The following is a 24415-nucleotide window of genomic DNA, read 5'->3' on the forward strand; positions in this document are numbered from 1 at the left end:
TATCTAGTATCAGTAATTGCTATAACAGGTTTTAAATTCTTCCACCCTTACTCGGTGAATCATATTCCCCTTTGTAAAAGCATATAGTGTAAAAGCATGTCCAAGGGGGATATTTCATGGGTGAACTATTATCAATATTCATTATGTCTTTAGCAATTGGAATGGATGCCTTTTCTGTAAGCCTTGGCTTGGGAATGCAGAAGATTCGGCTGAAGCGGATTGCCTTAATTGGCATTGTGATTGGATTATTTCATATGATCATGCCTTCTTTAGGTATCATAGCTGGTACGTTGATTTCTACCAAAACTGGTGGATGGACTACATTAGCAGGTGGTCTTTTATTATTTGGAATTGGAGCCCATATGTTATTCTCCGCCTTTAACCATGAGGTAAACAAAGTGATTCAAACAACTGGAATTGGATTAATCATCTTTGCACTAAGTGTTAGTATGGATAGTTTTTCTGTTGGACTAGGCCTAGGATTATCAGGGGCAAAAACGGTACTTATTATTTTATCTTTTGGTGCTGCAAGTATGGTCCTTACCTGGGCCGGAATGTTGATTGGAAGAAAAGTGCACGGGTTTTTGGGAGTGTATAGTGAAATAGTAGGAGGGAGCATCCTTTGTGGGTTCGGTCTCTTCATTATTTTTTAATCAACCATAATTGCCCCCAAGTTAGTAACTTAAGGGGCAATCATTTTTATTAGCTAACTTTACGAAATAATACTATATCTACCATGCCTCACAACAGTGTTAGGCATTTCATAACCTAAAACCTTTGCGGCATCCTTTGATAATTCTACTAAAACGCTATTTTCTCTTACTTGAAATACTTTTCCCTCATACTGCCCGTTTCTTCGATCGAAAAGTACTGTATCCCCTACGCTTGCAGTTTCAGCTTTCTTCATAAATAAAACCCCTCCCAAAGGATAATACCTAAATGAGACTACTCTATATTGTATAAAGAAATAACAAAGGTTATGTGGTGATAATTGGTATTTAGTTTATGTTCATTACTAAATTAGTTACTTAGGTATTAAGTTTATTATGTTAATAGTAATACTTATGGATTATAATTTCCACAAATTTTTATCATTTTTTGACAATTTACTGATTTGTAACTAGGTAAAAAGTACTACAATTCATATGTTCGTAATTCTAAATATTCATTTGTTGTTTTTCTGTCAACTCACTTTATTCTATGGTATATTTTAGTTAGAAATATGATTTTGCCTGGAATTGGAGGATTCTTCATGAAGATTTTATTTGTCTGTACAGGTAATACTTGTCGCAGCCCAATGGCAGAAGCTTTATTAAAAGAGAAAATGCCAAATATAGAAGTGAAATCTGCCGGGATTTTTGCTGCGAAGAATCAACGTGCCTCTCATCATACCATAAAGGTACTCGAGGAGAAGGGAATTACATTAGATCACCAGTCACAACCTGTGGAAGAAAAACTTCTTCATTGGGCGGATGTCGTTTTAACGATGACAACCGGACATAAGCAGTCATTAATGATGCAATTTCCCAATTTTCAGGACAAGTATTATACCTTGAAGGAATTCGTATCTGATTCCGATAAAAAAGTATGGGAAGAACTAAAATCGCTATATGCCGATTATGAACTAAAGCGTTCCCAATTCATTCAACAATATCAGCACAAGCTAAAAAATGACCAACTAGAGGAAAAGCTTGAAGAATACTTACACCCAGAGATAGAAAAAATTAATCAGTTGGAGAGTAGTCTAATTAATTATGATATTTCCGATCCATTCGGAGGCGATATAAGCACCTATCAGAAAACATTAGACGAACTAGAGGATTATATTATGTTATTAATTAAAAAATATAAAAAGTAAAAATGCTGGGGGATAACAAGATGAACAAAAAATATCGCTTTGGGCTACGGTTAAAGCTGGTATTGTTTACAACAATTCTAGCGATGATTACCTACTCCACTAGTGCCTTTTTCCTTTATTTTCTCTATGATTATGTAACAGAGTTTTGGCAAGTATCGATGGAAGTGTATACGATTCTCATTCTTTCTCTAGGGATAATTTGGTCAGGAATATTGGCCTATTTTGCAGCTCGATTGATTACGAAGCCTTTGAATCGTCTGGCAGAAGTAGCGTCCGAGGTTGCAAATGGGAATCTTAATCAGGAAGTGGAGATTCCATCTTCTGATGATGAAATTCGCGCGTTAAGTACTTCTTTTGCCGCGATGGTAACAAATCTAAAAGAAATTGTGCATAATATAGATGTTCATTTCAACAATACCAATCAATCGGTTGTTCAATTGCGGGAAGCTTCTAGTTTAGTATCCCAGCATTCTGAACAAATTAGTGCATCTGTAGAAGATATTTCGAAAGGAGCAGAGAACTCCTCAGAGGCTATTCAACAAACAGTTGAAGCAGTGGAAGAAGCAACAGCCTTAGCAGAAAAGGTTCAGGAAAAAGCTGGCCAATCTAAAGAAAAATCCAATACGATGCTGGAAACATTAAATAACAGTAAAAAGGTTGTTAATCAATTAGTAGATGGCATTCAAAAGCTTGCGAAGGACCAGGAGCTATCGTTAAAGGATGTAGACCACCTAAAAGAAAATGCCCTTCAGGTCGAGTCGATTATTACAATGGTTGGAGAAATTGCAGAACAAACGAATTTACTTGCCCTTAATGCATCCATCGAAGCGGCAAGAGCGGGCGAGCATGGGAAGGGCTTTGCGGTAGTAGCAGAAGAAATCCGCAAGCTTGCTGACCAAAGCGCACAAGCAGTTCAACGTATTTCTGAATTGATTGAAGCGATTCAAGATGATGTAAGTAGAGTAGTGAAGAAGATTAATGAAAATGTACAGCTAGCAATGAAAGAAGCGGACAGCGGTGTAACGACGAATGCTGCTATTGAGCAAATGTCTGGTTCTGTTGAAGAAGTAGCAGATGAAATTGAAGTAATCTTAAAAATTGTTAACCAGCAATTAGCGTCTATTCAAGCGACAGCATCTCAATCTCAAGAGGTGGCGGCTATTGCTGAAGAAACCTCAGCCGGTGCTGAAGAAGTGAATGCATCGATTCATGAACAAGCAGCATCCATAGGCAAGGTAGATAACTTAGTACATGATTTAGAACAACAGGCTAATGGATTAAACAAGCAAATTCAAAAGTTTAACGTAAACTAATCACAGCTAGAAAAGGAGCTAATAAAATGAAGGTAATTATCTCAGGTGACCATGCCGGAATGACAATTCGTAATGAAGTAAAAAGCTTACTTGAAGAGATGGGTATTGAATATGAGGATACAGGCTGTTCTTGTGAAACCTCTGTAGATTATCCAGACTATGCTTTACCAGCAGCAGAGCGTGTTGCGAATGGAGAGTTTGACCGTGGGATTTTAGTATGTGGAACAGGTATTGGCATGTCAATTGCTGCAAATAAGGTGAAGGGAATTCGTTGTGCATTACTTTCCGATGTTTATAGCGCTAAGCTAACCCGTATGCATAATGATTCGAATATGATTGCTTTAGGGGAGCGTGTACTCGGACCAGGTCTTGCGAGAGAAATCGCAAAAGCCTGGTTAGAAACAGACTTTGAAGGTGGACGCCACGAGAACCGTCTTAACAAGCTTAAAGAATATGAGGATAAAAATCTTTAAGAGTTGGAGGCGAAGTGAAGAGCTTCGTCTGCTTCGTTTAGGCTAGGTGAGCATATGAATAACAAAATTCAAGCAGATTTAGGGGAGATTTTGCACGAGCTTCAACAGGTAGATTACTTGAAAAAGGATAGCATTCTCGTTGTTGGTTGTTCTACTAGTGAGGTTGCGGGAGAAACTATTGGTACCGCTGGTAGTGAGGAGATCGCTGCTTCAATATTTTCCACGTTGAATAAACTAAAGAGGATAAAAGGTGTGCAGCTAGCATTTCAGTGCTGTGAGCATCTCAATCGTGCCATTGTTGTCGAACAGGAAACAGCTGACCAGTACCAATTAGAAGAAGTCTCTGTCGTTCCGGTTCCAAAAGCAGGAGGCTCGATGGCTGCTTATGCATATAAAAATATGGAACATCCGGTAGTTGTAGAACATATTCAAGCGCATGCGGGAATCGACATAGGGGAAACATTAATTGGTATGCATATGAAACATGTAGCTGTCCCAGTACGATTAAAACAACGCTATATTGGGAAAGCAAGAGTGACCATGGCAAAAACGCGTCCAAAGTTAATAGGTGGTATGCGAGCAGTATATGACGTAAGAGGATCGTAATACATGTACTTAGATACAGACAAAACAGGGAGGATTTTACCAATGGAACATTTAAAGCAAACAGATATTGAATTATTTGAAGCAATGGAAGCAGAGAAAAAGCGTCAACAAACGAAAATCGAGCTAATTGCATCGGAAAACTTTGTATCTGAAGCAGTTATGGAGGCAATGGGTTCTGTTTTGACCAATAAATATGCGGAAGGCTATCCGGACAAACGTTATTATGGTGGATGTGAGCATGTTGATGTAGTGGAAAATCTTGCTCGTGATCGTGCAAAAGAACTATTTGGTGCAGACCATGCTAATGTACAACCACATTCAGGTGCACAAGCGAATATGGCTGTTTATTTTTCCGTTCTAGATCCTGGCGATACAGTTCTTGGTATGAATCTTAACCATGGTGGACACCTAACACATGGTAGCCCTGTAAACTTCAGTGGTACATTGTATAATTTTGTTGATTATGGTGTTGATCAAGACACAGAACAGCTTAATTATGATGTAGTACTGGAAAAAGCAAAAGAAGTAAAGCCAAAATTAATTGTAGCTGGTGCTAGTGCATATTCTCGCACTATCGATTTCGCGAAGTTCCGTGAAATAGCTGATGAAGTAGGCGCATATTTAATGGTAGACATGGCACATATTGCAGGTCTTGTCGCAGCAGGATTACACCCAAATCCAGTACCGTTTGCTGATTTTGTTACGACAACGACACATAAGACATTACGTGGACCACGTGGTGGTATGATCCTTTGTAAAGAAGAATTTGCAAAGAAAATCGATAAAGCGGTCTTCCCTGGAATGCAGGGAGGTCCATTAATGCACATCATCGCGGCAAAAGCTACGGCATTCAAGGAAGCTCTATCCGATGACTTTAAAGTATATTGCCAGCAAATCATCGCCAATGCAAAGGCACTTGGCGAAGCATTAGTTGAAGAAGGAATTCGTGTCGTTTCAGGTGGCACGGATAATCATTTATTGTTACTAGATGTAACACCACTTGGTATTACCGGCAAAGTTGCAGAACATGTTTTAGATGAAATTGGAATCACCGTAAACAAAAACACGATTCCTTTTGATACAGAAAGCCCATTTGTTACAAGTGGTATTCGTATTGGAACACCAGCAGTAACGACCCGTGGCTTTAAAGAAGCAGAAATGCGTGAAATTGCTGCCATTATTTCCATGACATTAAAAAATCACGAAGACGTAGCAGTGTTAAAAGAAGCTGCAGATCGCGTACTAGCGTTAACAGAAAAATCACCGTTATATGTATAGAGTGTGGAGGGGATACCTTTAGGTGTCCTCTTTTTTTGGTGGGAAATTGCAGCTGGTTGTATGTTGAGTGAGGTCGGTCGCAAGATTGGGTGGATGTGGTGAAATGTAGATCGCAAGTAAAGATGAATCGGTCGCATGTGGTGGAATAAAGGGCACAAGCAAAAGAAAAATGGTCGCATGTACTGAACTAAAGGTCACAATTAAATGAACACAAAATATAATCAAACCGTAATTTCCATGACATCTTATTAACAATTTCAACCTTAACCTTGAATAACTAGTTATTTTTCAGTACAATTTTAAAGATGTAATTAAACTAAAGGAGTGGTCGTCAAAATGGGAAATGTACATGTTTTAGATCATCCGTTGATCCAACATAAATTATCGTTTATCCGTGATAGGAATACTGGAACAAAGGAATTTCGTGAATTAGTGGATGAGGTTGCTATGCTAATGGCATTTGAAATTACTCGTGATTTGCCACTAGAAGAGACCACGATCGAGACACCGGTTACAACTACGAAAACAAAAGTGTTAGCTGGTAAGAAAATTGGCCTTGTTCCAATTCTTCGTGCAGGTTTAGGAATGGTGGACGGAATGCTAAAGTTAATTCCTGCTGCAAAGGTTGGTCATGTTGGATTATACCGTGATCCGGAAACATTAAAGCCAGTTGAATATTACATAAAATTACCTTCCGATATTGAAGAACGTGAGCTTATTGTAATTGATCCGATGCTTGCAACTGGGGGATCGGCAAATGATGCAATCGAATCTCTTAAAAAGCGTGGCGCTAAAAATATTCGCCTGATGTGCTTAATCGCAGCTCCTGAGGGTGTAGAAGTAGTGAAGAAAGCACATCCGGATGTTGATATTTATTTAGCGGCCTTGGATGAAAAGCTAGATGATCATGCATATATCGTACCTGGTCTTGGCGATGCTGGTGACCGTTTGTTTGGTACAAAATAATAACTAAAATGTTGGAGTGATATTGATGCCAAAACGCCTTAAAGTAATGACGATTTTTGGGACAAGGCCAGAAGCGATTAAAATGGCTCCGCTTGTTCTAGAGCTGAAAAAGCGTTCAGATGAGTTTGAGCCGATTGTTACGGTAACAGCTCAGCATAGAGAAATGCTCGATCAAGTGTTAGAGATTTTTAACATCACACCAGACTATGATTTAAACATTATGAAGCAGGGTCAGACACTTGCTCAGATTACAACCCGTGCCCTAGAAGGCTTAGATGAAGTAATGAAAAAAACAAAGCCAGATATGGTGCTAGTTCATGGTGATACAAGTACGACTTTTGCAGCATCGCTTGCCGCTTTATATAATCAAATTGCAGTTGGTCATGTGGAAGCAGGACTTCGTACGTGGAATAAATATTCTCCATATCCTGAGGAAATGAATCGCCAGTTAACAGGGGTTATGGCTGATTTGCATTTTGCTCCGACAGAAAAATCGAAGCAAAATCTATTAAACGAAAACAAACCGGCAGAACGGATTGTTGTTACAGGGAATACAGCAATAGACGCGTTAAAAACAACAGTAGATGAAGCATATCATCATTCTATTCTGGATGATTTAAACGGGAAGCGATTAGTATTAATGACTGCTCACCGTAGGGAGAATCAAGGAACTAATATGCAGCAAATGTTCCGCGCAATTAAGCGTTTAGTAGAAAAACATCAAGATATTCAAGTAGTGTATCCGGTTCATTTAAATCCAGTCGTTCGCCAAACGGCTAATGATATTTTAGGAAATGATGACCGCATTCAATTAATTGAACCGTTAGACGTAGTAGATTTCCATAACTTTGCTGCTCGAGCACATTTAATTCTGACAGACTCAGGTGGTGTTCAAGAGGAAGCACCTTCCTTAGGTGTACCTGTGCTAGTATTACGTGACACGACAGAACGTCCAGAAGGTATCGAGGCAGGAACGTTAAAGCTTGCTGGAACGGATGAAGAGACAATCTTCCAGTTAGCAGATGAACTACTGTCTGACCAGGAAGCACATGATAAAATGGCTAAAGCCTCTAATCCGTATGGAGATGGGGAAGCCTCCCGCCGAATAGCAGATGCGATAGTCGACTATTTTAATCAATAATCCAATTCAAGAGACCCATTTAGTGGTCTCTTTTTTTATGCATTAAACCTCTTAATCCTACAAATGCTAAGCATAAGGAGGGATTACGTGCGCTCTTTACTACTAGCAATATTGCTTTGTAGCTCACTTTTGGTTATGCCTAGTACATCGTTGGCAGAAGATAATTTGCAATCGGTTATCATTGAAGTAGAAGGAAATCCATCTGAACACAAACAATACTTAGAAACATATCACCCTTTTATAACGGTTATTGCGACCTATGAAAGACTGTTTAATGGATTGGCGTTACAAGGTTCTCCAGATCAGCTTGAGAAGATGGGAACTTTGGATTTTGTTAAAGCGGTTCATTCTGTACAAACCTATGAAACAACCCAAACAGTAGAACCTATTATTCCTTTTGAAGAGATAGAGAAAGATAGCCCGGATATGGTGCTTCCTTCTGAATTGAACAACACAACTTACACAGGAAAAGGAATTACGGTAGGGGTTGTCGATACGGGGATTGATTATCATCACCCAGATTTACAGGAAAATTATTCGGGTGGATATGATGTAGTTGATTTGGATGATGATCCGATGGAAACATTAGAATCAGAAGGGATCCCTACGAATCACGGCAGTCATGTAGCTGGCATTATTGCGGCAAATGGAAGCCTTCAAGGGGTTGCACCGAATGCAGAGATTCGAGCCTATCGCGCACTCGGGCCAGGAGGAAGTGGTAGCTCGGTACAAGTGATTGCAGCAATGGAGCAGGCGGTGGAGGATGGTGTCGATATCATTAATCTTTCCCTTGGAAATTCTGTGAACGGACCAGATTATCCGACAAGTATCGCAGTAAATCGCGCTGCCGATTTAGGAGTAGCCGTTGTGATTGCCAATGGAAATAGTGGGCCAGATAATTGGACTGTAGGCGCCCCAGCTACGGCATCAAACGCACTCGCAGTTGGAGCATTCGCAAATGCACATACCGCACCAATACTCTATGACCCTCTTTCTGGGAAAAAAGTACCCATGACCCTCATGATGGGATCCAATCCATGGGACCTCTCCTTGGATTATGAAATTGGCTTAGCGGATGAAGCTATGCTGAATGGAAAAATTGCTTTAATCCAACGTGGGGAAATCCCTTTTTATAATTTAGCGAAGGAAGCGGAGGAGAAAGGGGCAATGGCGGTCATTATTTTTAACAATGAAGAAGGTGATTTTCAAGGTGCAATCACAGGTCCTAACGAGCAAATTCAAATCCCAGTTGTGTCTGTATCCAAGGAAGATGGGGAATGGTTACAGGAATTCGCGAAGAAAGAGAGCCATCCCTATATCGACACGGTATATGAAGAAGTCCCAAGTGGAATTGCTCCGTTTAGCTCTAGAGGTCCAGTGACAGTCAATTGGGAATTGAAGCCAGACGTATTAGCACCAGGAACGAATATTGTGAGCACTGTTCCAGGTGGCTATATGCCACTTCAAGGAACGAGTATGGCGGCGCCGCATGTTGCAGGTGTCATTGCCCTAATGAAAGAAGCAAAGCCTACATGGACCAATGAACAAATTTTTGGTGCTTTAAAAACAACAGCAGTACGTATGGAGGATGAAGCAGGTAACCCAATTGAACCGATAGGGCAAGGTATGGGACTAGTTGATCCGAAGCGAGCCATTGAAACACCAACCATTATGTATAACCCATCCTTAGCCTTTGGAAAAATTAATGAATATCGCAAAACACAAACAATAAATCTAACTATCGAAAATACATCTAATCAAGAACAGACCTATACTTTTCATATACCGAAGAAACAAAAGGGATTAAGTTGGAAGCTACCAATGACGTTTAGCGTCGAAGCGGGAGAAACAATGGAGATTCCTGTCGAAGTAAGTATTACTTCTCCACAGCTTGAAAAAGGAATTCATCAAGGGTGGATAGAATTAGATTCAGAAGGGGAGACCTATCATCTGCCATATTTGTTTATCAATGAAACAGCAGATTATCCAAAAGCATCGGGATTTGAATTTACCCTCAAGCCTTTTTCGAAGAATGAATTTGTTTATCGCCTTTATTTAACGGAGGATACACGATATGTAGAAGTAGAACTCTATGACCCGCAAACATTACTCTATGACCGAACACTACTTCGTTTAGAAGAAACACAAATTGGCATGAACGAAGGATATTTAGAACTGAGAGATATCGGTCAAGCAGGTAGCTATCTAGCAGTCATCACTGTGCAATTGGAAGACGGTAGGTTCGAAAGCTATGAAACAGAGCTGTATATCAGTCCATAGCAATTATGTTACTAGGATTGGAACGATAAATCACTTTCTTATTAGCTTCGGAAATAGGCTTTACCCTTATCGGTGTGCGGCGGTATACCAGATAGTATCAGTCTATTTTCGGAGCGATTATATGCTTTCTTTATATTCTCAGATTGTAACATCGTAAAACTAATGAAAATCTTTTAAAAATGTCTATCAAATTCACAAAAATGTCACGAATTACACTAGTTATTTCCGATATAATGAAAGTGTTAAATGAACCATTCATAACCTTCCGAATCATCATCACGAAATACAAAAATTGGAATGTGTGAAAAATGTCAAAAATACTAGGAAACCAATTGACAAAGGAAGGCATGCTAAGGTAAACTGACTTAGTGTGGAATGATAAGGTTTTCATCAAGGTGTCTTGACAGTGTAATTTTTTTTGCTTACATAGGAAATCTTGATAAAATCTCTCCAAAATGACTCCCCAAAATAAAGCTCTAGATTAGGAGTGGACAAAATGGGGGAAAACCCACACCTAGCAATTATATTAGTAAGTGCGGTTTCTGCTAATTTAGCGGGTGGAACACTTTTCGGAATATTCCTAGGTATAGAAGCTGATAAACTACTATCTACAAAACCAATTTTCACAATAATTTGCCTTTTAGTAGGATTAGCTGCAGGAATCTATGGAATGATTCTGACTGTAAACAAATTCACGGAGCGGGAGAAGAGTAGGGAATGACCAACATTGAAATACAATATGCCCGTCAACGGAAGTGGATGTTTTACCTTCTAGCAATACTCGTACTTGGGGCAGGCTTTACTCCTTATTTACGTATTTTCCTCGGGCTACTTTTAGGAAGTGCCATCAGTTTCTACAATCTATATCTTTTACAAAAGAAAACAATTGAATTTACGGAAGCGGTAGCAAAAAAACAGAAGACACGAGGATTAGGTACAATTTCAAGGTTTGCCGCAGCTGCGTTAGCAGTCATTATAGCACTTCGCTATGAGGAATACTTCAATATGATTGCAGTAATAATTGGATTAATGACTTCTTATTTGGTCATTATGATAGATTTTATTATGAACAAAAATAAAAACAGCGCTTGAAAGAGGGGTGAATAAGTATGGATCACGGAGCGCCGATAGTACACGACGTCTTTGGAATTAGCTGGCTTTCTTTCAATTTGTCTAACATATTTATGATTACTGTAACATCCTTAATTGTGTTTATCCTTTCTGTTCTAGGTGCTAGGAAGTTACAAATGAAACCAACTGGTGCTCAGAATGTCATGGAGTGGATTCTTGATTTCGTTAAAGGAATCGTAAATGACACTATGAATTGGAAAACGGGTAAGCTGTTTTTACCATTAGCATTAACTCTATTTTCTTATATATTAGTTGGAAATATGTTGGGTGTTATTACAAATGGAGTTTATGATCATAATGTTTGGTGGAAATCACCAACAGCAGATCCTGGTATTACCCTAACTCTAGCAGCAATGGTGATTGTTTTATCTCATTTCTATGGAATCAAACTTCGTGGTGGTAAAGAATATGTGAAATCATATTTTCAACCAATGTGGCCACTATTCCCGATTAAAATTATTGAAGAGTTTTCAAACACATTAACATTAGGTTTGCGTCTATTCGGTAATTTATATGCAGGGGAAGTATTACTTGCCTTATTAGTAGGTTTAGTCTCTTCTGGCTTCTTAGGATTTGTCGGTGGAGCAATTCCGTTCTTAGCATGGCAAGGATTCTCTATATTTATCGGAGGTATCCAAGCATTCATCTTCACAATGCTTGCAATGGTATACATCTCACATAAAGTAAGTGAAGAACATTAATCTCATTAATTAACCAGTTTTAATAGTAATCTGTTAAAACCGGAAATTATTAAAAATTTATTTATACATTTTAAGGAGGATTTTATATTATGGGAGCTTTAGCAGCAGCAGTAGCAGTAGGTTTAGCAGCACTTGGTGCAGGTATTGGTAACGGTTTAATCGTAAGTCGTACAGTTGAAGGGATCGCTCGTCAACCTGAACTTAAAGGTCAACTTCAAACTACAATGTTCATCGGTGTAGGTCTAGTAGAGGCTATGCCTATCATCGCAGTAGTTATCGCATTAATGGTAATGGGTAACTAATTCATATATCTATTAAAATGGCGAAGATTGTCCAATATAACTTCGCCGTTGTTTTTACTCAGAAACTACATGAACAATTAATGATGATTGTTGAATCAGGTTGAAAGGAGTGAATTCAGTGCAAGCATTCACTATATACGCTTCAGGTGTAATTTGGGGATTCCATGTTGGTGACATGTTATATCAATTATTCTTCTTCGCCATCTTACTTTTCTTAGTGCGCAAGTTCGCATGGGGACCAGTAATGAATATGATGAAAAAGCGTGAAGAATATGTAGCTAATGAAATCGAAGCTGCAGAACAAAGTCGTTTAGAGGCTGAGAAAGCAGCAAAAGAAGCTAATGAACAATTAAAACAAACAAAATTAGAAGCTCAAAAAATGATAGAAGATGCTAAAAATGCAGGTGTGAAGCAGGAACAAGATATTATCGAGTCTGCTCGCCAAGAAGCAGAACGCATCAAAAAAGCAGCACAAGAAGAAATTCAAAACGAAAAAGAAAAAGCACTACAAGCACTTCAAGATCAAGTTGCGTCCTTATCTGTTCTTATTGCAAGTAAAGTAATTGAGAAAGAATTAAGTGCACAAGATCAAGAGAAGTTGATCAACGAATACATTAAAGAGGTAGGAGAAGAGCGATGAGTGAAGCAGTAGTTGCCAAACGTTATGCAGATGCTCTTTTCCAACTCGCAAGCGAAAAAGCAACACTTAATGAAGTGTTAGAAGAGTTGCGTGTTGTAAGACAAGTATTCAATGAGAACAGGGAATTACAAGCATTTTTAGCACATCCACGTGTTACAAATGATAAAAAGCGTGCCTTCTTAGATGAAGTGTTCAAGGGAGTTTCTACAGATGTACTAAATACATTAAAGCTTCTTGTTGAACGTCATCGAGTAAGTGGGATCTCTGACGTTGTAGATACGTACGAATCGCTTGTTAACGAAGCTAGCGGCGTTGCGCAAGGAAAAGTATATTCTGTTCGTGAGTTATCGGATGCGGAAAAAACGGAGCTTGAAAACTCATTTGCCAAACGTTTAAACAAATCAGTGGTCAAGCTTGAAAACGTAGTAGACCCACACTTGGTTGGTGGCGTTAAAATCCGTATGGGTAATACGATTTATGATGGAACAATCAGTGGTAAATTACGCCGTATTGAGCAAAACATTAAACTTGCGAACATTTGATGATAGGGGTGAAATGGTATGAGCATCAAAGCTGAAGAAATCAGTAAACTGATAAAACAGCAAATCGAAAATTTCGATTCAGATATTGAAGTAAGTGATGTCGGAACAGTTATTGAAATTGGTGACGGTATCGCACGTGCTCACGGTCTTGACAATGTCATGTCTGGAGAGCTTGTTGAATTCTCGAATGGTGTAATGGGTATGGCTCAGAACTTAGAAGAGTCTAACGTCGGTATCGTTATCCTAGGCCCTTACACAGAAATTAAAGAAGGCGATGAAGTTCGTCGCACAGGACGTATCATGCAAGTACCAGTTGGTGAGGAGCTAATTGGTCGTGTTGTTAACCCATTAGGGCAAGCCATTGATGGTGGTAAACCAATCGAAACGACGAAAACTCGTCCAATCGAATCTCCTGCTCCAGGGGTAATGGATCGTAAATCCGTTCATGAGCCATTACAAACTGGTATTAAGGCGATTGATGCATTAGTACCAATCGGACGTGGACAACGTGAGCTTATCATTGGGGACCGTCAAACTGGTAAAACAACTGTTGCAGTTGACACGATCCTTAACCAAAAAGACCAAGACATGATCTGTATCTATGTTGCCATTGGTCAAAAAGAATCAACTGTTCGTGGAACAGTGGAAACATTCCGCCGTTATGGTGCATTAGACTACACAATTGTTGTAGCTGCAGGTGCATCTGACCCAGCTCCATTATTATACCTAGCACCATATGCAGGTGTAACAATGGGTGAAGAATTCATGTACAATGGTAAGCATGTACTTGTTGTATATGATGACTTATCTAAACAAGCATCAGCATATCGTGAGCTTTCCCTATTACTTCGTCGTCCTCCAGGTCGTGAAGCATTCCCAGGGGATGTATTCTACTTACACTCACGTTTACTAGAGCGTGCAGCGAAACTTAGTGACGCACTTGGTGCTGGTTCACTAACTGCACTTCCATTTGTTGAAACACAAGCAGGCGATATCTCTGCATACATTCCAACAAACGTAATCTCCATCACAGATGGACAAATTTTCTTACAATCTGACCTATTCTTCTCTGGAGTACGTCCAGCGATTAACCCAGGTCTTTCTGTATCACGTGTTGGTACTTCCGCACAAATCAAGGCAATGAAGAGCGTAGCAGGTACATTACGTCTTGACTTAGCTTCATTCCGTGAACTAGAAGCATTTGCACAGTTCGGTTCTGACCTTGATAAGGCAACACAAGCAAAGCTTAACCGTGGTGCACGTACAGTAGAAGTATTAAAACAGGGCTTACATAAGCCACTTAAAGTAGAATATCAAGTCATGATTATCTACGCACTAACAAAAGGCTTCTTAGATGATATCCCAGTTGAAGATATTACTCGTTTTGAGTCTGAATTCAATGTGTGGTTAGATTCTAATAAACCAGAGTTACTTGCTACAATTCGCGACACTGGTAACCTACCAGAAACAGAAGATTTAAACAGTGCAATTGAAGCATTTAAAAAGACATTTATCACATCTGACAATTAATAAATACCTTTAAGAGTGATGAGTAAAAAGCTTAGGGGTTTACCGAAACGTTTAAGCTTTTTACCTCCTGCACTCTGCCTACGAAAGGGTGGTGAAAGAGCTTGGCATCACTTAGAGATATTAAAAAGCGTATTGATTCAACTACGAAAATGAAAAAAATCACAAAAGCGATGGAAATGGTATCGGCAGCTAAAATGAACAAAGCAGAGCAAAATGCGAAGAAATTTGTTCCTTATAGTGAAAAGATGCAAGAGGTTGTAGCAAACATTGCTAAAAATACCGATGCAACTCATCCGATGCTACAAACACGCGAAGTGAAAAAGACGGGTTATATCGCCATCACTGCGGATAGCGGTTTAGCAGGTGCGTATAATGCGAACATTTTACGTAATTTAAACAATACGATTCAACAAAATCACAAATCTTCCGATGAATATACGATTATTGCAATCGGACGAATGGCAGTTGACTTCTGTAAGAAGCGCAATCTTCCAATGGCTAAAAGTATTATTGGTCTTCCAGATCAGCCGTCATTTGCATTCATTAAAGAGATTGCTTCTGAAACCGTACAAATGTACAGTGATGAAGAAATTGATAAGTTAGTGATTATCTATAACCATTATGTAAGTGCAATATCTCAAGTTGTTACAACGAATCAACTATTGCCAATTGAAAATATGAATACTGCTGGATCTAGCAGCCAGTACGAATATGAACCAGGTGAAGAAGAAATTTTAGCAGTGCTCTTACCACAGTACGCTGAAAGTCTAATCTATGGTGCATTACTGGATGCAAAAGCAAGTGAACATGCTGCACGTATGACGGCAATGCGTAGTGCAAGTGATAACGCATCTGATTTAATCGATGATTTATCCTTGTCTTACAACCGTGCTCGCCAAGCAGCAATCACACAGGAAATTACCGAGATTATTGGTGGAGCAAGCGCCCTAGAATAGTCTTAAGGAAAGTAAGTTAGGAGGGAAATCGATGAGCAAAGGACACGTTACTCAAGTAATGGGACCAGTCGTTGACGTAAGATTTGATGACGACAAGCTTCCTGAAATTTATAACGCATTAACAGTCCAACTTGATGAAGCAAATGGTGGTGGAACGTTAACACTAGAAGTTGCTCTTCATCTAGGTGACAATTCTGTTCGTACCATTGCGATGGCATCAACAGATGGTCTTAAACGTGGAATGGAAGTCGAGAACTTAGGTAGACCGATTTCTGTACCAGTTGGTGAAGTAACATTAGGACGTGTATTTAACGTATTAGGAGATAAAATTGACTTGGATCCAGATCTTCCAGAAGGAATTCGTTTAGATCCGATTCACCGTCCTGCTCCTAAATTTGAAGAACTATCTACTGAAACAGAGATTCTTGAAACAGGAATCAAGGTAGTTGACTTATTAGCACCATATATTAAAGGTGGTAAGATCGGTTTATTCGGTGGTGCCGGTGTAGGTAAAACCGTATTAATCCAGGAATTAATCAACAACATCGCTCAAGAGCATGGTGGTATCTCCGTATTCGCAGGTGTAGGAGAGCGTACTCGTGAAGGAAACGACCTTTACTATGAAATGAAAGACTCTGGCGTTATCGCGAAGACTGCCATGGTATTCGGACAAATGAACGAACCACCAGGTGCACGTATGCGTGTTGCGTTAACTGGTCTTACAATGGCAGAATACTTCCGTGATGAACAAGGTGCAGACGTACTATTATTCATCGATAATATCTTCCGTTTCACACAAGCAGGTTCAGAGGTATCAGCCTTACTTGGTCGTATGCCATCTGCCGTTGGTTACCAACCAACACTTGCTACAGAAATGGGACAATTACAAGAACGTATTACATCTACTAATAAAGGTTCTGTTACATCAATCCAAGCGATTTACGTACCAGCCGATGACTATACTGACCCGGCTCCAGCTACAACATTCGCTCACTTAGATGCAACAACAAACCTTGATCGTAAACTTTCTGAGCAAGGTATCTATCCTGCGGTGGATCCACTTGCATCAACATCTCGTGCACTTGACCCTGAAATTGTTGGCCAAGAGCATTACGAAGTTGCACGTGAAGTACAGGCTACACTGCAAAAGTACCGTGAACTACAAGATATCATCGCTATCCTAGGTATGGATGAATTATCAGATGATGATAAATTAACGGTTGCTCGTGCACGTCGTATCCAGTTCTTCTTATCTCAGAACTTCCACGTTGCAGAACAGTTTACTGGTCAACCAGGATCGTATGTACCAGTAAAAGAAACTGTAAAAGGATTTAAAGAGATTTTAGAAGGTAAATATGATGATCTACCTGAGGATGCATTCCGTCTAGTTGGTCGTATTGAAGAAGTAGTAGAAAAAGCGAAAAGCATGGAATAATATGTAGGCTAAAGGGGGATTATCCCCCGCAAGTCTCTAGGAGGGGTTACATTGAAAACACTAACTGTGAGTGTTGTTACTCCTGATGGCCCTGTTTTAGAAGATACGTATGAAATGGTTAGCTGTAAAGCAGAAAATGGTGAACTCGGTATTTTACCAGGGCATATTCCATTGGTTGCTCCACTTGCAATCTCAGGCGTTCGCCTTAAGCGTGATTCAGGTGAAGACAAGCTAGCTATTAACGGTGGATTTTTAGAGGTTCGTCCAGATAAAGTAACAATTCTTGCTCAATCTGCAGAGAAACCTCAAGATATTGATGTTGCACGTGCTCAAGCAGCAAAAGAACGTGCAGAACGCCGTCTTCAATCAAAAGAAGATCATATCGATCGAGTAAGGGCAGAATTAGCACTCAGAAGAGCAGCGAACCGATTGGACGTTGCTCAAAGATAATATGTATGAAAAAAAACCCCTACTACTAGAGTGGGGGTTTTTGATATTAGCTAAGATATCACTTTGACATAAACCATGGATACTGCTTACATGTTGTCAGTGACCTATATTGGTAATAGGAATCCCCATATCACCTGCCTGGTTACCCTAACTGAAAACTAAATTAGCGTTGTAATCTAGTTAATGTTTTCCTTAAGTTCGAAAATGGTATGAAAAAACCTTATATTACTATTCAACTCCAACCTAAATTTTTTGATCAAAAACTTCTCTAACTATATCCAAACAAAATTGAAACAATGTTCAGCATATTTGTCGATATTTCCCGGGAAATGCAAAAAATATTGACTGAAACATTCTATATTGTCGAAGAAGCAAAGCGACTTCAATTCAGTTGACATTATAAGAAATACATGGCATCTTCTAATAGAGTGAAACTAACGCTAAAGGTGGTTATTATGTTGTCAATTGGACAAATTGCGATGATGAGTATTATCTCGCATATCATTTTCATATACATTACATGGCGACTCATCCAGACTATTAATTTTGAGCCTTTAATTCGCAAAGGCAGAGGGATGGAAGCAAGAATTTTAATTCTATTCCTTACTATTGTGATTGGTACTGGTGTGAGTAGGTTCTTCTTAGAGTTTTTACAGTGGTCACTAGATCTTTCTTATCTTCTTTAAAATAGGAGGTACTACAATCTATTAAACTATTAAAAACGATGTATGTAATGTCTCTCTCTTGTTCATACTGATGGTAAGTTGAACAAGGGGGATTTACTTATGAAAAAAGCTTTAGTTATATGTCTAATTGTATTATTTTATGCTAATACAGCCTTAGCGGTTGAAAAAGAACAATACGAGTTAATAGATATTGCTGATTTTATGTTAGAGAATAATTTAGCAATTAAGGAGTGGCAAGTAACATTAAAAGAACATCTTAGAGTGGAAAGATTAGAAGCACTTATACAAGAGCTAAGTACTAGCCATTCCATCACAAAACAAGAAAATGAAAACAGTACTATCTATTTAGCAACAAACACTCAAAAAAATAGTAATGTAAACGTAAATTATAGTGTAATTTTCCCCAAAGACAAGCATTATGAATCAGAATTAGTGATAACAATTAATGGAACTGATTGGAATGAGGATATTCAATCTTCTTATATGCAATTATTGTCGGTATTAACAAAGAAACATTTTACAGATGATATTAAAATATTCTCTTGTATGACTACTATGGCAGATGATATAATGGAAAATGGTTATATTGCGGATTTTTTTATTGAAAAGTTCAATTTGCAACATGTAAAGGAACAATATGACACGATAAAATCGACGAAAAATGCAGAATATATATATGGGTATACCTCGTTTTGGGGACGAAAAATTACCATTCAGGATACGCCAGTAAATGTACAAATTGTTACAGAGATACTTGGCAATGGTGATGTCCAATACACGATTGGAACACCTATCCTAATAAATGAATATTAATATAGGGAAATTGGATCTGAAGGAGATTTGGAATATGGATAAAATCATCGTAAGAGGCGGACAGCAATTGAATGGTAATGTTCATGTAGAGGGTGCGAAAAATGCCGTTCTACCTGTAATTGCTGCGAGTATTCTTGCTAGTGAGGGAACTAGCGTTGTTCATGATGTCCCAGCTCTAGCTGATGTTTATACAATTAATGAAGTGTTACGAAATATGAATGCTGATGTTCAATTTGAAGATAATAAAGTGTTGATTGATGCTTCAAAGGAATTAAAGACGGAAGCGCCATTTGAGTATGTTCGAAAAATGCGTGCCTCCGTTCTTGTTTTGGGTCCATTATTAGCACGTTATGGCCATGCAAATGTTGCCATGCCTGGTGGATGTGCAATTGGCTCACGACCGATTGATTTACACCTTAAAGGCTTTGAAGCAATGGGTGCTAAAGTTCATGTTGGGAATGGCTTTGTAGAAGTAGAAGTTGACGGTAGGTTACAAGGTGCTAAGATATATCTTGATGTACCTAGTGTAGGTGCTACCGAAAATATTATGATGGCAGCGACATTAGCGGAAGGAAGAACCTTCATTGAAAACGCTGCAAAAGAACCAGAAATTGTTGATTTGGCTAATTTCTTAAATAAGATGGGTGCGCGAGTTGTTGGTGCAGGTACGGAAACCATTCGAATCGATGGCGTAGAGAAATTACATGGCACGGTTCATTCTATTATACCAGACCGTATTGAAGCGGGTACATTCATGATTGCAGCAGCAATTACTGGTGGAAATGTATTAATTGAAAATGCCGTTAGTGAGCATTTAAGACCGTTGATTTCTAAACTAGAGGAAATGGGTGTAACCATCTTTGAAGAAGAGAATGGCATCCGTGTTATCGGTCCAGATGTATTAAAAGCAACAGATATTAAAACGTTACCACATCCTGGTTTCCCAACAGATATGCAATCACAAATGATGGCGTTAATGCTTTGTGCCCATGGTACAAGTGTGATTACAGAAACTGTATTTGAAAATCGTTTCATGCATGTGGAAGAATTCCGCCGCATGAATGCGAAAATGAAAATTGAGGGACGTAATGTTATTATCGACGGACCATCAGAACTTCAAGGTGCAGAAGTAGCTGCAACCGATCTTCGTGCAGCAGCTGCATTAATTCTTGCTGGACTTCGTGCAAATGGTTTAACAAGAGTTACAGAACTGAAGCATTTAGATCGTGGATATGTAAACTTTGCTGGGAAATTAGCAAACCTTGGAGCAGATATTGAACGTGTGGATGAAAACGGAGATATCGTAAAACCATACGAAATTAATTATGTAGCAGAGTTATCTTAATAAAATACAAGAGATTAATAGAGTGGAGCACTTTGACTTTGTGCTTCACTTTTTTATTTCTTTACCCCCCTACTAAAACCAATATATTCCATTAATTGAAATAATGATAAATATTATAAATTATCTTGCAATTTAATGATAAAAAAGGTAAAATATTATCATATTAACCTAACTTACTTAAGGGAAAATGTCGAGTTTTGTCACTACTACATGATGACTTCTCCTCCCAAAGCTCGTTATTTTCCTATTGTTATTTGACACTACTCCATTATCCAATCATCTATATCAAATCCAATCATATAATTTAATAAAAACATCTAAAGGGGACTTAGTATGAAACTTTATCTATCAGTAGATATGGAAGGTATTACAGGTTTACCAGATTACACATTTGTTAGCGCTTCCATGCATAATTATGAACGTGCTCGCAAAATCATGACCGATGAAACGAATTATGTGGTCGATGCTGCATTTCAATCTGGATGCGCCGAAGTGCTAGTTAATGATAGTCATATGAAAATGAATAATATATTAATTGATCAGCTTCATCCAGAAGCAGAGTTGATTACAGGTGGAATTAAGACCTATTCCATGGTGCATGGTTTGGATGATAGTTTTAGTGGGGCAATGTTTATTGGCTACCATACAAGAGCAGGTATGCCAGGGGTAATGTCACACTCGATGATACATATGGTACGGAATTTCTATATTAACGATACGCAGCTTGGAGAAATTGGAATGAATGCGATGGTTGCAGGATACCATGGTGTACCGGTGCTTTTGGTGTCAGGGGATGATGAAACGGCAAAAGAAGCAGAAGAACTAATTCCTAATATAACGACAGCGGTTGTGAAGGAAGCGGTTTCCAGATCTGCTACGAAGAGCCTCACACCGAAAAAAGCAGGGGAACTATTACAAGGAAAGGTTAAACAAGCAATTGAAAATCGTCATCAAGTTAAACCATTACTTCCGCCGGACAATCCAGTCCTAAAAATAGAATTTGTCAATTATGGTGCCGCAGAATTGGCGCATATGATGCCGGGAACGGAAATTATTCCTGGAACCACAATCGTAACATATCAGGCTAAAGATATTTTGGAAGCTTATCGAGCTCTACTCGTCATGATTGAGCTTGCTTACTATACACAATATGCATAATAGGGGCGAACAGTATTGAAAGTGCTTACGGATCGAATACGTGAAATTACAGTACAAGCTGGAGGCAAATGGGGGATATCATTATTCGACTTAGATCGGAATGAGTCATGGGGGATAAATGAGCAGGAACATTTTTATTCTGCGAGTGTGATTAAAGTACCAATCATGATCGCTGCTTTTGCTCGAAGCCAACAAGGCGAGATTAAGCTTGGTGATCAAATGGAGTTAAAACGGGAAGATATTGTTGGTGGTAGTGGTGTATTACAGTACTTGACCCCTGGGACTAAATTTAGCATCTATGATTTAATCACTCTGATGATCATCCAGAGTGATAATACGGCAACGAATATCCTGATTGACTTATTAGGTACGAAGTATATCCAGGAAACGATGGAAGCTATCGGGTTAGAGAAGAGTAAGTTTTATCATAAGATGATGACGATGGAAGTAGATCGTGAAGGTAGAAATACGATAACAGCACAAGAAATGACAGATATGTTGAGAAAGCTAGTAACAGGAAAGATTATTTCCGTTTATGCTTGTGAGCACATGATAGAAATTATGAAGAAACAACAAATTCGAGATTCGTTACCAGTAAAAATACCAAAAGCAGACGATACGGTGATTGGTGCTTTACCAGAATGGGAGCTCGCTAATAAAACAGGCAATGTATTGGGAATTCGTCATGATATAGGCATTTTTTATGTGGAGAAGCGTACATTTATTGCTTCCATATTAACGAGTGGCTTGGATGAGCTAGAGTCACCAGAACTGATTGGCAGAGTTGGTCTGGAAATCTATCACTATCTTAAACAAGAAAATTAGGATTATCTCATAAAGAGAGTCAAGTTATCATAGCTTATTTTTAGAAGCTTATCTACATTATCTGCGCTTATTTGAGCGTATCGATACAGGAGTTGGAGGCAGTGCTGAAATATATTTTAAAGCGATTATTCATCATGGTCATAACACTTTGGATCATTATAACCTTAACATTCATCCTAATGATCTCAGTCCCTGGGTCCCCCTTTAACAGTGAAGGGAATTCCAATGAGATTGTCCAACAAAACTTAGAGAGACATTACAATCTTGATAAGCCATATCATATACAATATCTTCTCTACTTGAAGTCAATTGTAACATTAGACTTTGGTCCATCAATTAAACAACCGAATCAGACGGTAAATGATTTATTAGGAAGAGGGTTTCCGATATCTGCTGAATTAGGGATTGTTACCATTATTGTTGCGGTTATTTCTGGAATTATATTAGGAATTCTTGCTGCACTACGACATAATGGTGTCATTGATTATTTAGCGATGGGGATTGCAGTACTTGGAATATCAGTACCAAACTTTATATTAGCAACGCTACTCATTCAACAATTAGCGGTTAATTTGGAATGGTTTCCTGTTGCGACTTGGAAAAGCCCAATGCATATGGTCCTTCCCGTAATAGCACTTGCGACAGGGCCAATGGCAATCATTGCCAGGTTAACTAGATCAACAATGCTCGAGGTCCTGACACAGGATTATATAAAAATGGCACGTGCAAAAGGATTACCACCATGGAAAATTATCTTCAAGCACGCACTTCGTAATGCGTTGATGCCGGTTATTACGATAATGGGAACCTTAGTCGCAGGTATTATGACTGGATCCTTTGTTATCGAGCAAATTTTTGCAATACCAGGGATGGGTAAATACTTTGTAGAGAGTATCAATCACCGAGATTTTCCTGTCATTATGGGAACGACAGTATTTTATAGTGCCTTTTTAATTATTATGCTATTCCTAGTAGATATCGCTTATGGAATATTAGATCCAAGAATTAAAGTTAGCAAGAAGGAAGGGGAATAATATGAAGGCAAATCAAAATCCCCAATTCTCAAGAGATAATGTACCAGATGAATGGTTTACATGGCGGGAAAAGAACAAGAGTGAACAAGAAATTGTGGCAAGGCCATCACTTTCCTATTGGCAGGATGCATGGCGAAGATTGAAGAAGAACTATTTAGCGATGGCGGGTTTAGTATTTTTAATTCTATTAATCCTGATGGCTATTTTCGGACCGATTCTCTCACCATATGATGCCAATACACAAGTATTATCCAAACAATATCAGCCACCTTCTCTAGAGCATTGGTTTGGAACAGATGGTGCTGGTAGAGATGTATTTACTCGAACATGGCATGGAGCGAGAATTTCCCTTTTTGTCGGGTTTATGGCGGCACTTATTGACGTTACTATCGGTATTATCTGGGGAGGAATATCCGGCTATAAGGGTGGACGTACAGATAATTTCATGATGCGTATTATTGAGATTTTATATGGGATTCCATATTTACTAGTTGTTATTTTGTTACTAGTGGTGTTAGGCCCAAGTTTATCAACCATTATTATCGCCTTGACCGTCACGGGATGGGTCGGCATGGCGAGGATTGTCCGGGGACAGGTCATGCAGATTAAAAACTATGAATACGTCCTTGCTTCCAAATCATTTGGGACGAAAACACCTCGGATTATCCGAAAGAACTTATTACCGAATTCGATGGGCCCAATTATTGTGCAAATGACCTTAACTGTACCATCGGCAATTTTTGCAGAGGCATTCTTAAGCTTTATTGGACTAGGTATTTCGTCACCAAACGCGAGCTGGGGTGTGATGGCCAATGATTCACTTGGTGCCATACTATCTGGTAATTGGTGGACATTATTCTTCCCAGCATTTTTTATATCCTTTACGATGTTTGCCTTTAACGTTCTAGGGGATGGATTACAGGATGCGCTGGATCCGAAATTAAGGAAGTAG

27 protein-coding genes are annotated in these 24415 nt (G+C 38.9%); 26 read left to right on the forward strand and 1 reads right to left on the reverse strand.

Annotation, left to right across the window (positions count from 1 at the left end; all coding sequences use genetic code 11):
* Positions 1–116 precede the first annotated feature (116 nt).
* The gene (locus tag ACSKT4_RS13040) at positions 117–653 is read left to right on the forward strand and encodes a manganese efflux pump MntP (protein ID WP_186868319.1); all 537 of its coding nucleotides are present in this window, start codon (positions 117–119) and stop codon (positions 651–653) included.
* A gap of 59 nt (positions 654–712) precedes the next feature.
* Here ACSKT4_RS13040 and ACSKT4_RS13045 read toward each other — a convergent pair whose 3' ends face one another.
* Positions 713–907, reverse strand: coding sequence for a DUF2187 family protein (locus ACSKT4_RS13045; RefSeq protein WP_186868320.1), 195 nt, complete (start codon positions 905–907; stop codon positions 713–715).
* A 345-nt stretch (positions 908–1252) separates the two neighbouring features.
* Here ACSKT4_RS13045 and ACSKT4_RS13050 point away from each other — a divergent pair, with 345 nt between their 5' ends.
* From ACSKT4_RS13050 to ACSKT4_RS13170, 25 genes are all read left to right on the forward strand, one after another.
* Positions 1253–1858, forward strand: coding sequence for a low molecular weight protein arginine phosphatase (locus ACSKT4_RS13050; protein WP_186868321.1), 606 nt, complete (start codon positions 1253–1255; stop codon positions 1856–1858).
* Positions 1859–1878: 20 nt separating this feature from the next.
* Entirely contained in the window at positions 1879–3171 is a 1293-nt protein-coding gene (locus ACSKT4_RS13055; RefSeq protein WP_465823547.1) for a methyl-accepting chemotaxis protein, read from the forward strand.
* A gap of 26 nt (positions 3172–3197) precedes the next feature.
* Positions 3198–3644, forward strand: a complete 447-nt coding sequence (gene rpiB, locus ACSKT4_RS13060; RefSeq protein WP_186868323.1) for a ribose 5-phosphate isomerase B — start codon at positions 3198–3200, stop codon at positions 3642–3644.
* Between the two features lie 54 nt (positions 3645–3698).
* Positions 3699–4250: a TIGR01440 family protein gene (locus ACSKT4_RS13065; RefSeq protein WP_186868324.1), complete on the forward strand. Its 552-nt coding sequence runs from the start codon at positions 3699–3701 to the stop codon at positions 4248–4250.
* 42 nt (positions 4251–4292) lie between these two features.
* A complete protein-coding gene (locus ACSKT4_RS13070; protein ID WP_465823548.1) occupies positions 4293–5528 on the forward strand; it encodes a serine hydroxymethyltransferase in 1236 nt (411 codons plus the stop codon).
* A gap of 336 nt (positions 5529–5864) precedes the next feature.
* On the forward strand, positions 5865–6494 hold the full coding sequence (upp, locus tag ACSKT4_RS13075; RefSeq protein WP_465823549.1) for a uracil phosphoribosyltransferase: 630 nt from the start codon (positions 5865–5867) through the stop codon (positions 6492–6494).
* Positions 6495–6519: 25 nt separating this feature from the next.
* A complete protein-coding gene (wecB, locus tag ACSKT4_RS13080) occupies positions 6520–7635 on the forward strand; it encodes a non-hydrolyzing UDP-N-acetylglucosamine 2-epimerase (protein WP_465823550.1) in 1116 nt (371 codons plus the stop codon).
* Positions 7636–7722: 87 nt separating this feature from the next.
* A complete protein-coding gene (locus tag ACSKT4_RS13085; RefSeq protein WP_465823551.1) occupies positions 7723–9915 on the forward strand; it encodes a S8 family serine peptidase in 2193 nt (730 codons plus the stop codon).
* A 496-nt stretch (positions 9916–10411) separates the two neighbouring features.
* Positions 10412–10636 (forward strand): AtpZ/AtpI family protein, encoded by a 225-nt coding sequence (locus ACSKT4_RS13090; protein ID WP_465823552.1) that lies wholly within the window; start codon positions 10412–10414, stop codon positions 10634–10636.
* Complete coding sequence (locus ACSKT4_RS13095) at positions 10633–11007, forward strand: ATP synthase subunit I (RefSeq protein ID WP_339213143.1); 375 nt, start codon at positions 10633–10635, stop codon at positions 11005–11007. The genes ACSKT4_RS13090 and ACSKT4_RS13095 overlap by 4 nt, the downstream gene beginning before the upstream one ends.
* 17 nt (positions 11008–11024) lie before the next feature.
* Positions 11025–11747: a F0F1 ATP synthase subunit A gene (gene atpB, locus ACSKT4_RS13100; RefSeq protein WP_339213144.1), complete on the forward strand. Its 723-nt coding sequence runs from the start codon at positions 11025–11027 to the stop codon at positions 11745–11747.
* An 89-nt stretch (positions 11748–11836) separates the two neighbouring features.
* A complete protein-coding gene (atpE, locus tag ACSKT4_RS13105) occupies positions 11837–12049 on the forward strand; it encodes a F0F1 ATP synthase subunit C (protein ID WP_186868331.1) in 213 nt (70 codons plus the stop codon).
* 118 nt (positions 12050–12167) lie between these two features.
* Complete coding sequence (gene atpF / locus ACSKT4_RS13110; RefSeq protein ID WP_339213146.1) at positions 12168–12689, forward strand: F0F1 ATP synthase subunit B; 522 nt, start codon at positions 12168–12170, stop codon at positions 12687–12689.
* A complete protein-coding gene (locus tag ACSKT4_RS13115) occupies positions 12686–13231 on the forward strand; it encodes a F0F1 ATP synthase subunit delta (RefSeq protein WP_339213147.1) in 546 nt (181 codons plus the stop codon). The genes atpF and ACSKT4_RS13115 overlap by 4 nt, the downstream gene beginning before the upstream one ends.
* 18 nt (positions 13232–13249) lie before the next feature.
* Entirely contained in the window at positions 13250–14761 is a 1512-nt protein-coding gene (gene atpA / locus ACSKT4_RS13120) for a F0F1 ATP synthase subunit alpha (RefSeq protein WP_339213149.1), read from the forward strand.
* 101 nt (positions 14762–14862) lie between these two features.
* Entirely contained in the window at positions 14863–15717 is an 855-nt protein-coding gene (gene atpG, locus ACSKT4_RS13125; RefSeq protein ID WP_186868334.1) for an ATP synthase F1 subunit gamma, read from the forward strand.
* Between the two features lie 31 nt (positions 15718–15748).
* Positions 15749–17152 (forward strand): F0F1 ATP synthase subunit beta, encoded by a 1404-nt coding sequence (gene atpD, locus ACSKT4_RS13130; RefSeq protein ID WP_186868335.1) that lies wholly within the window; start codon positions 15749–15751, stop codon positions 17150–17152.
* Positions 17153–17203: 51 nt separating this feature from the next.
* Positions 17204–17602 (forward strand): F0F1 ATP synthase subunit epsilon, encoded by a 399-nt coding sequence (locus ACSKT4_RS13135; RefSeq protein WP_186868336.1) that lies wholly within the window; start codon positions 17204–17206, stop codon positions 17600–17602.
* A 455-nt stretch (positions 17603–18057) separates the two neighbouring features.
* On the forward strand, positions 18058–18288 hold the full coding sequence (locus ACSKT4_RS13140) for a DUF1146 family protein (RefSeq protein WP_211741210.1): 231 nt from the start codon (positions 18058–18060) through the stop codon (positions 18286–18288).
* A 99-nt stretch (positions 18289–18387) separates the two neighbouring features.
* Positions 18388–19101, forward strand: a complete 714-nt coding sequence (locus ACSKT4_RS13145; protein WP_211741130.1) for a YwmB family TATA-box binding protein — start codon at positions 18388–18390, stop codon at positions 19099–19101.
* Positions 19102–19135: 34 nt separating this feature from the next.
* Positions 19136–20446, forward strand: a complete 1311-nt coding sequence (gene murA / locus ACSKT4_RS13150; protein WP_186868338.1) for a UDP-N-acetylglucosamine 1-carboxyvinyltransferase — start codon at positions 19136–19138, stop codon at positions 20444–20446.
* A gap of 333 nt (positions 20447–20779) precedes the next feature.
* A complete protein-coding gene (locus ACSKT4_RS13155; RefSeq protein ID WP_186868339.1) occupies positions 20780–21604 on the forward strand; it encodes a M55 family metallopeptidase in 825 nt (274 codons plus the stop codon).
* Positions 21605–21625: 21 nt separating this feature from the next.
* Positions 21626–22429: a serine hydrolase gene (locus ACSKT4_RS13160; RefSeq protein ID WP_465823622.1), complete on the forward strand. Its 804-nt coding sequence runs from the start codon at positions 21626–21628 to the stop codon at positions 22427–22429.
* A gap of 101 nt (positions 22430–22530) precedes the next feature.
* Positions 22531–23463 (forward strand): ABC transporter permease subunit, encoded by a 933-nt coding sequence (locus ACSKT4_RS13165; RefSeq protein WP_186868341.1) that lies wholly within the window; start codon positions 22531–22533, stop codon positions 23461–23463.
* Position 23464: 1 nt separating this feature from the next.
* A complete protein-coding gene (locus tag ACSKT4_RS13170; RefSeq protein WP_186868342.1) occupies positions 23465–24415 on the forward strand; it encodes an ABC transporter permease in 951 nt (316 codons plus the stop codon).

This window comes from Ornithinibacillus liuyingii, from assembly GCF_055550225.1.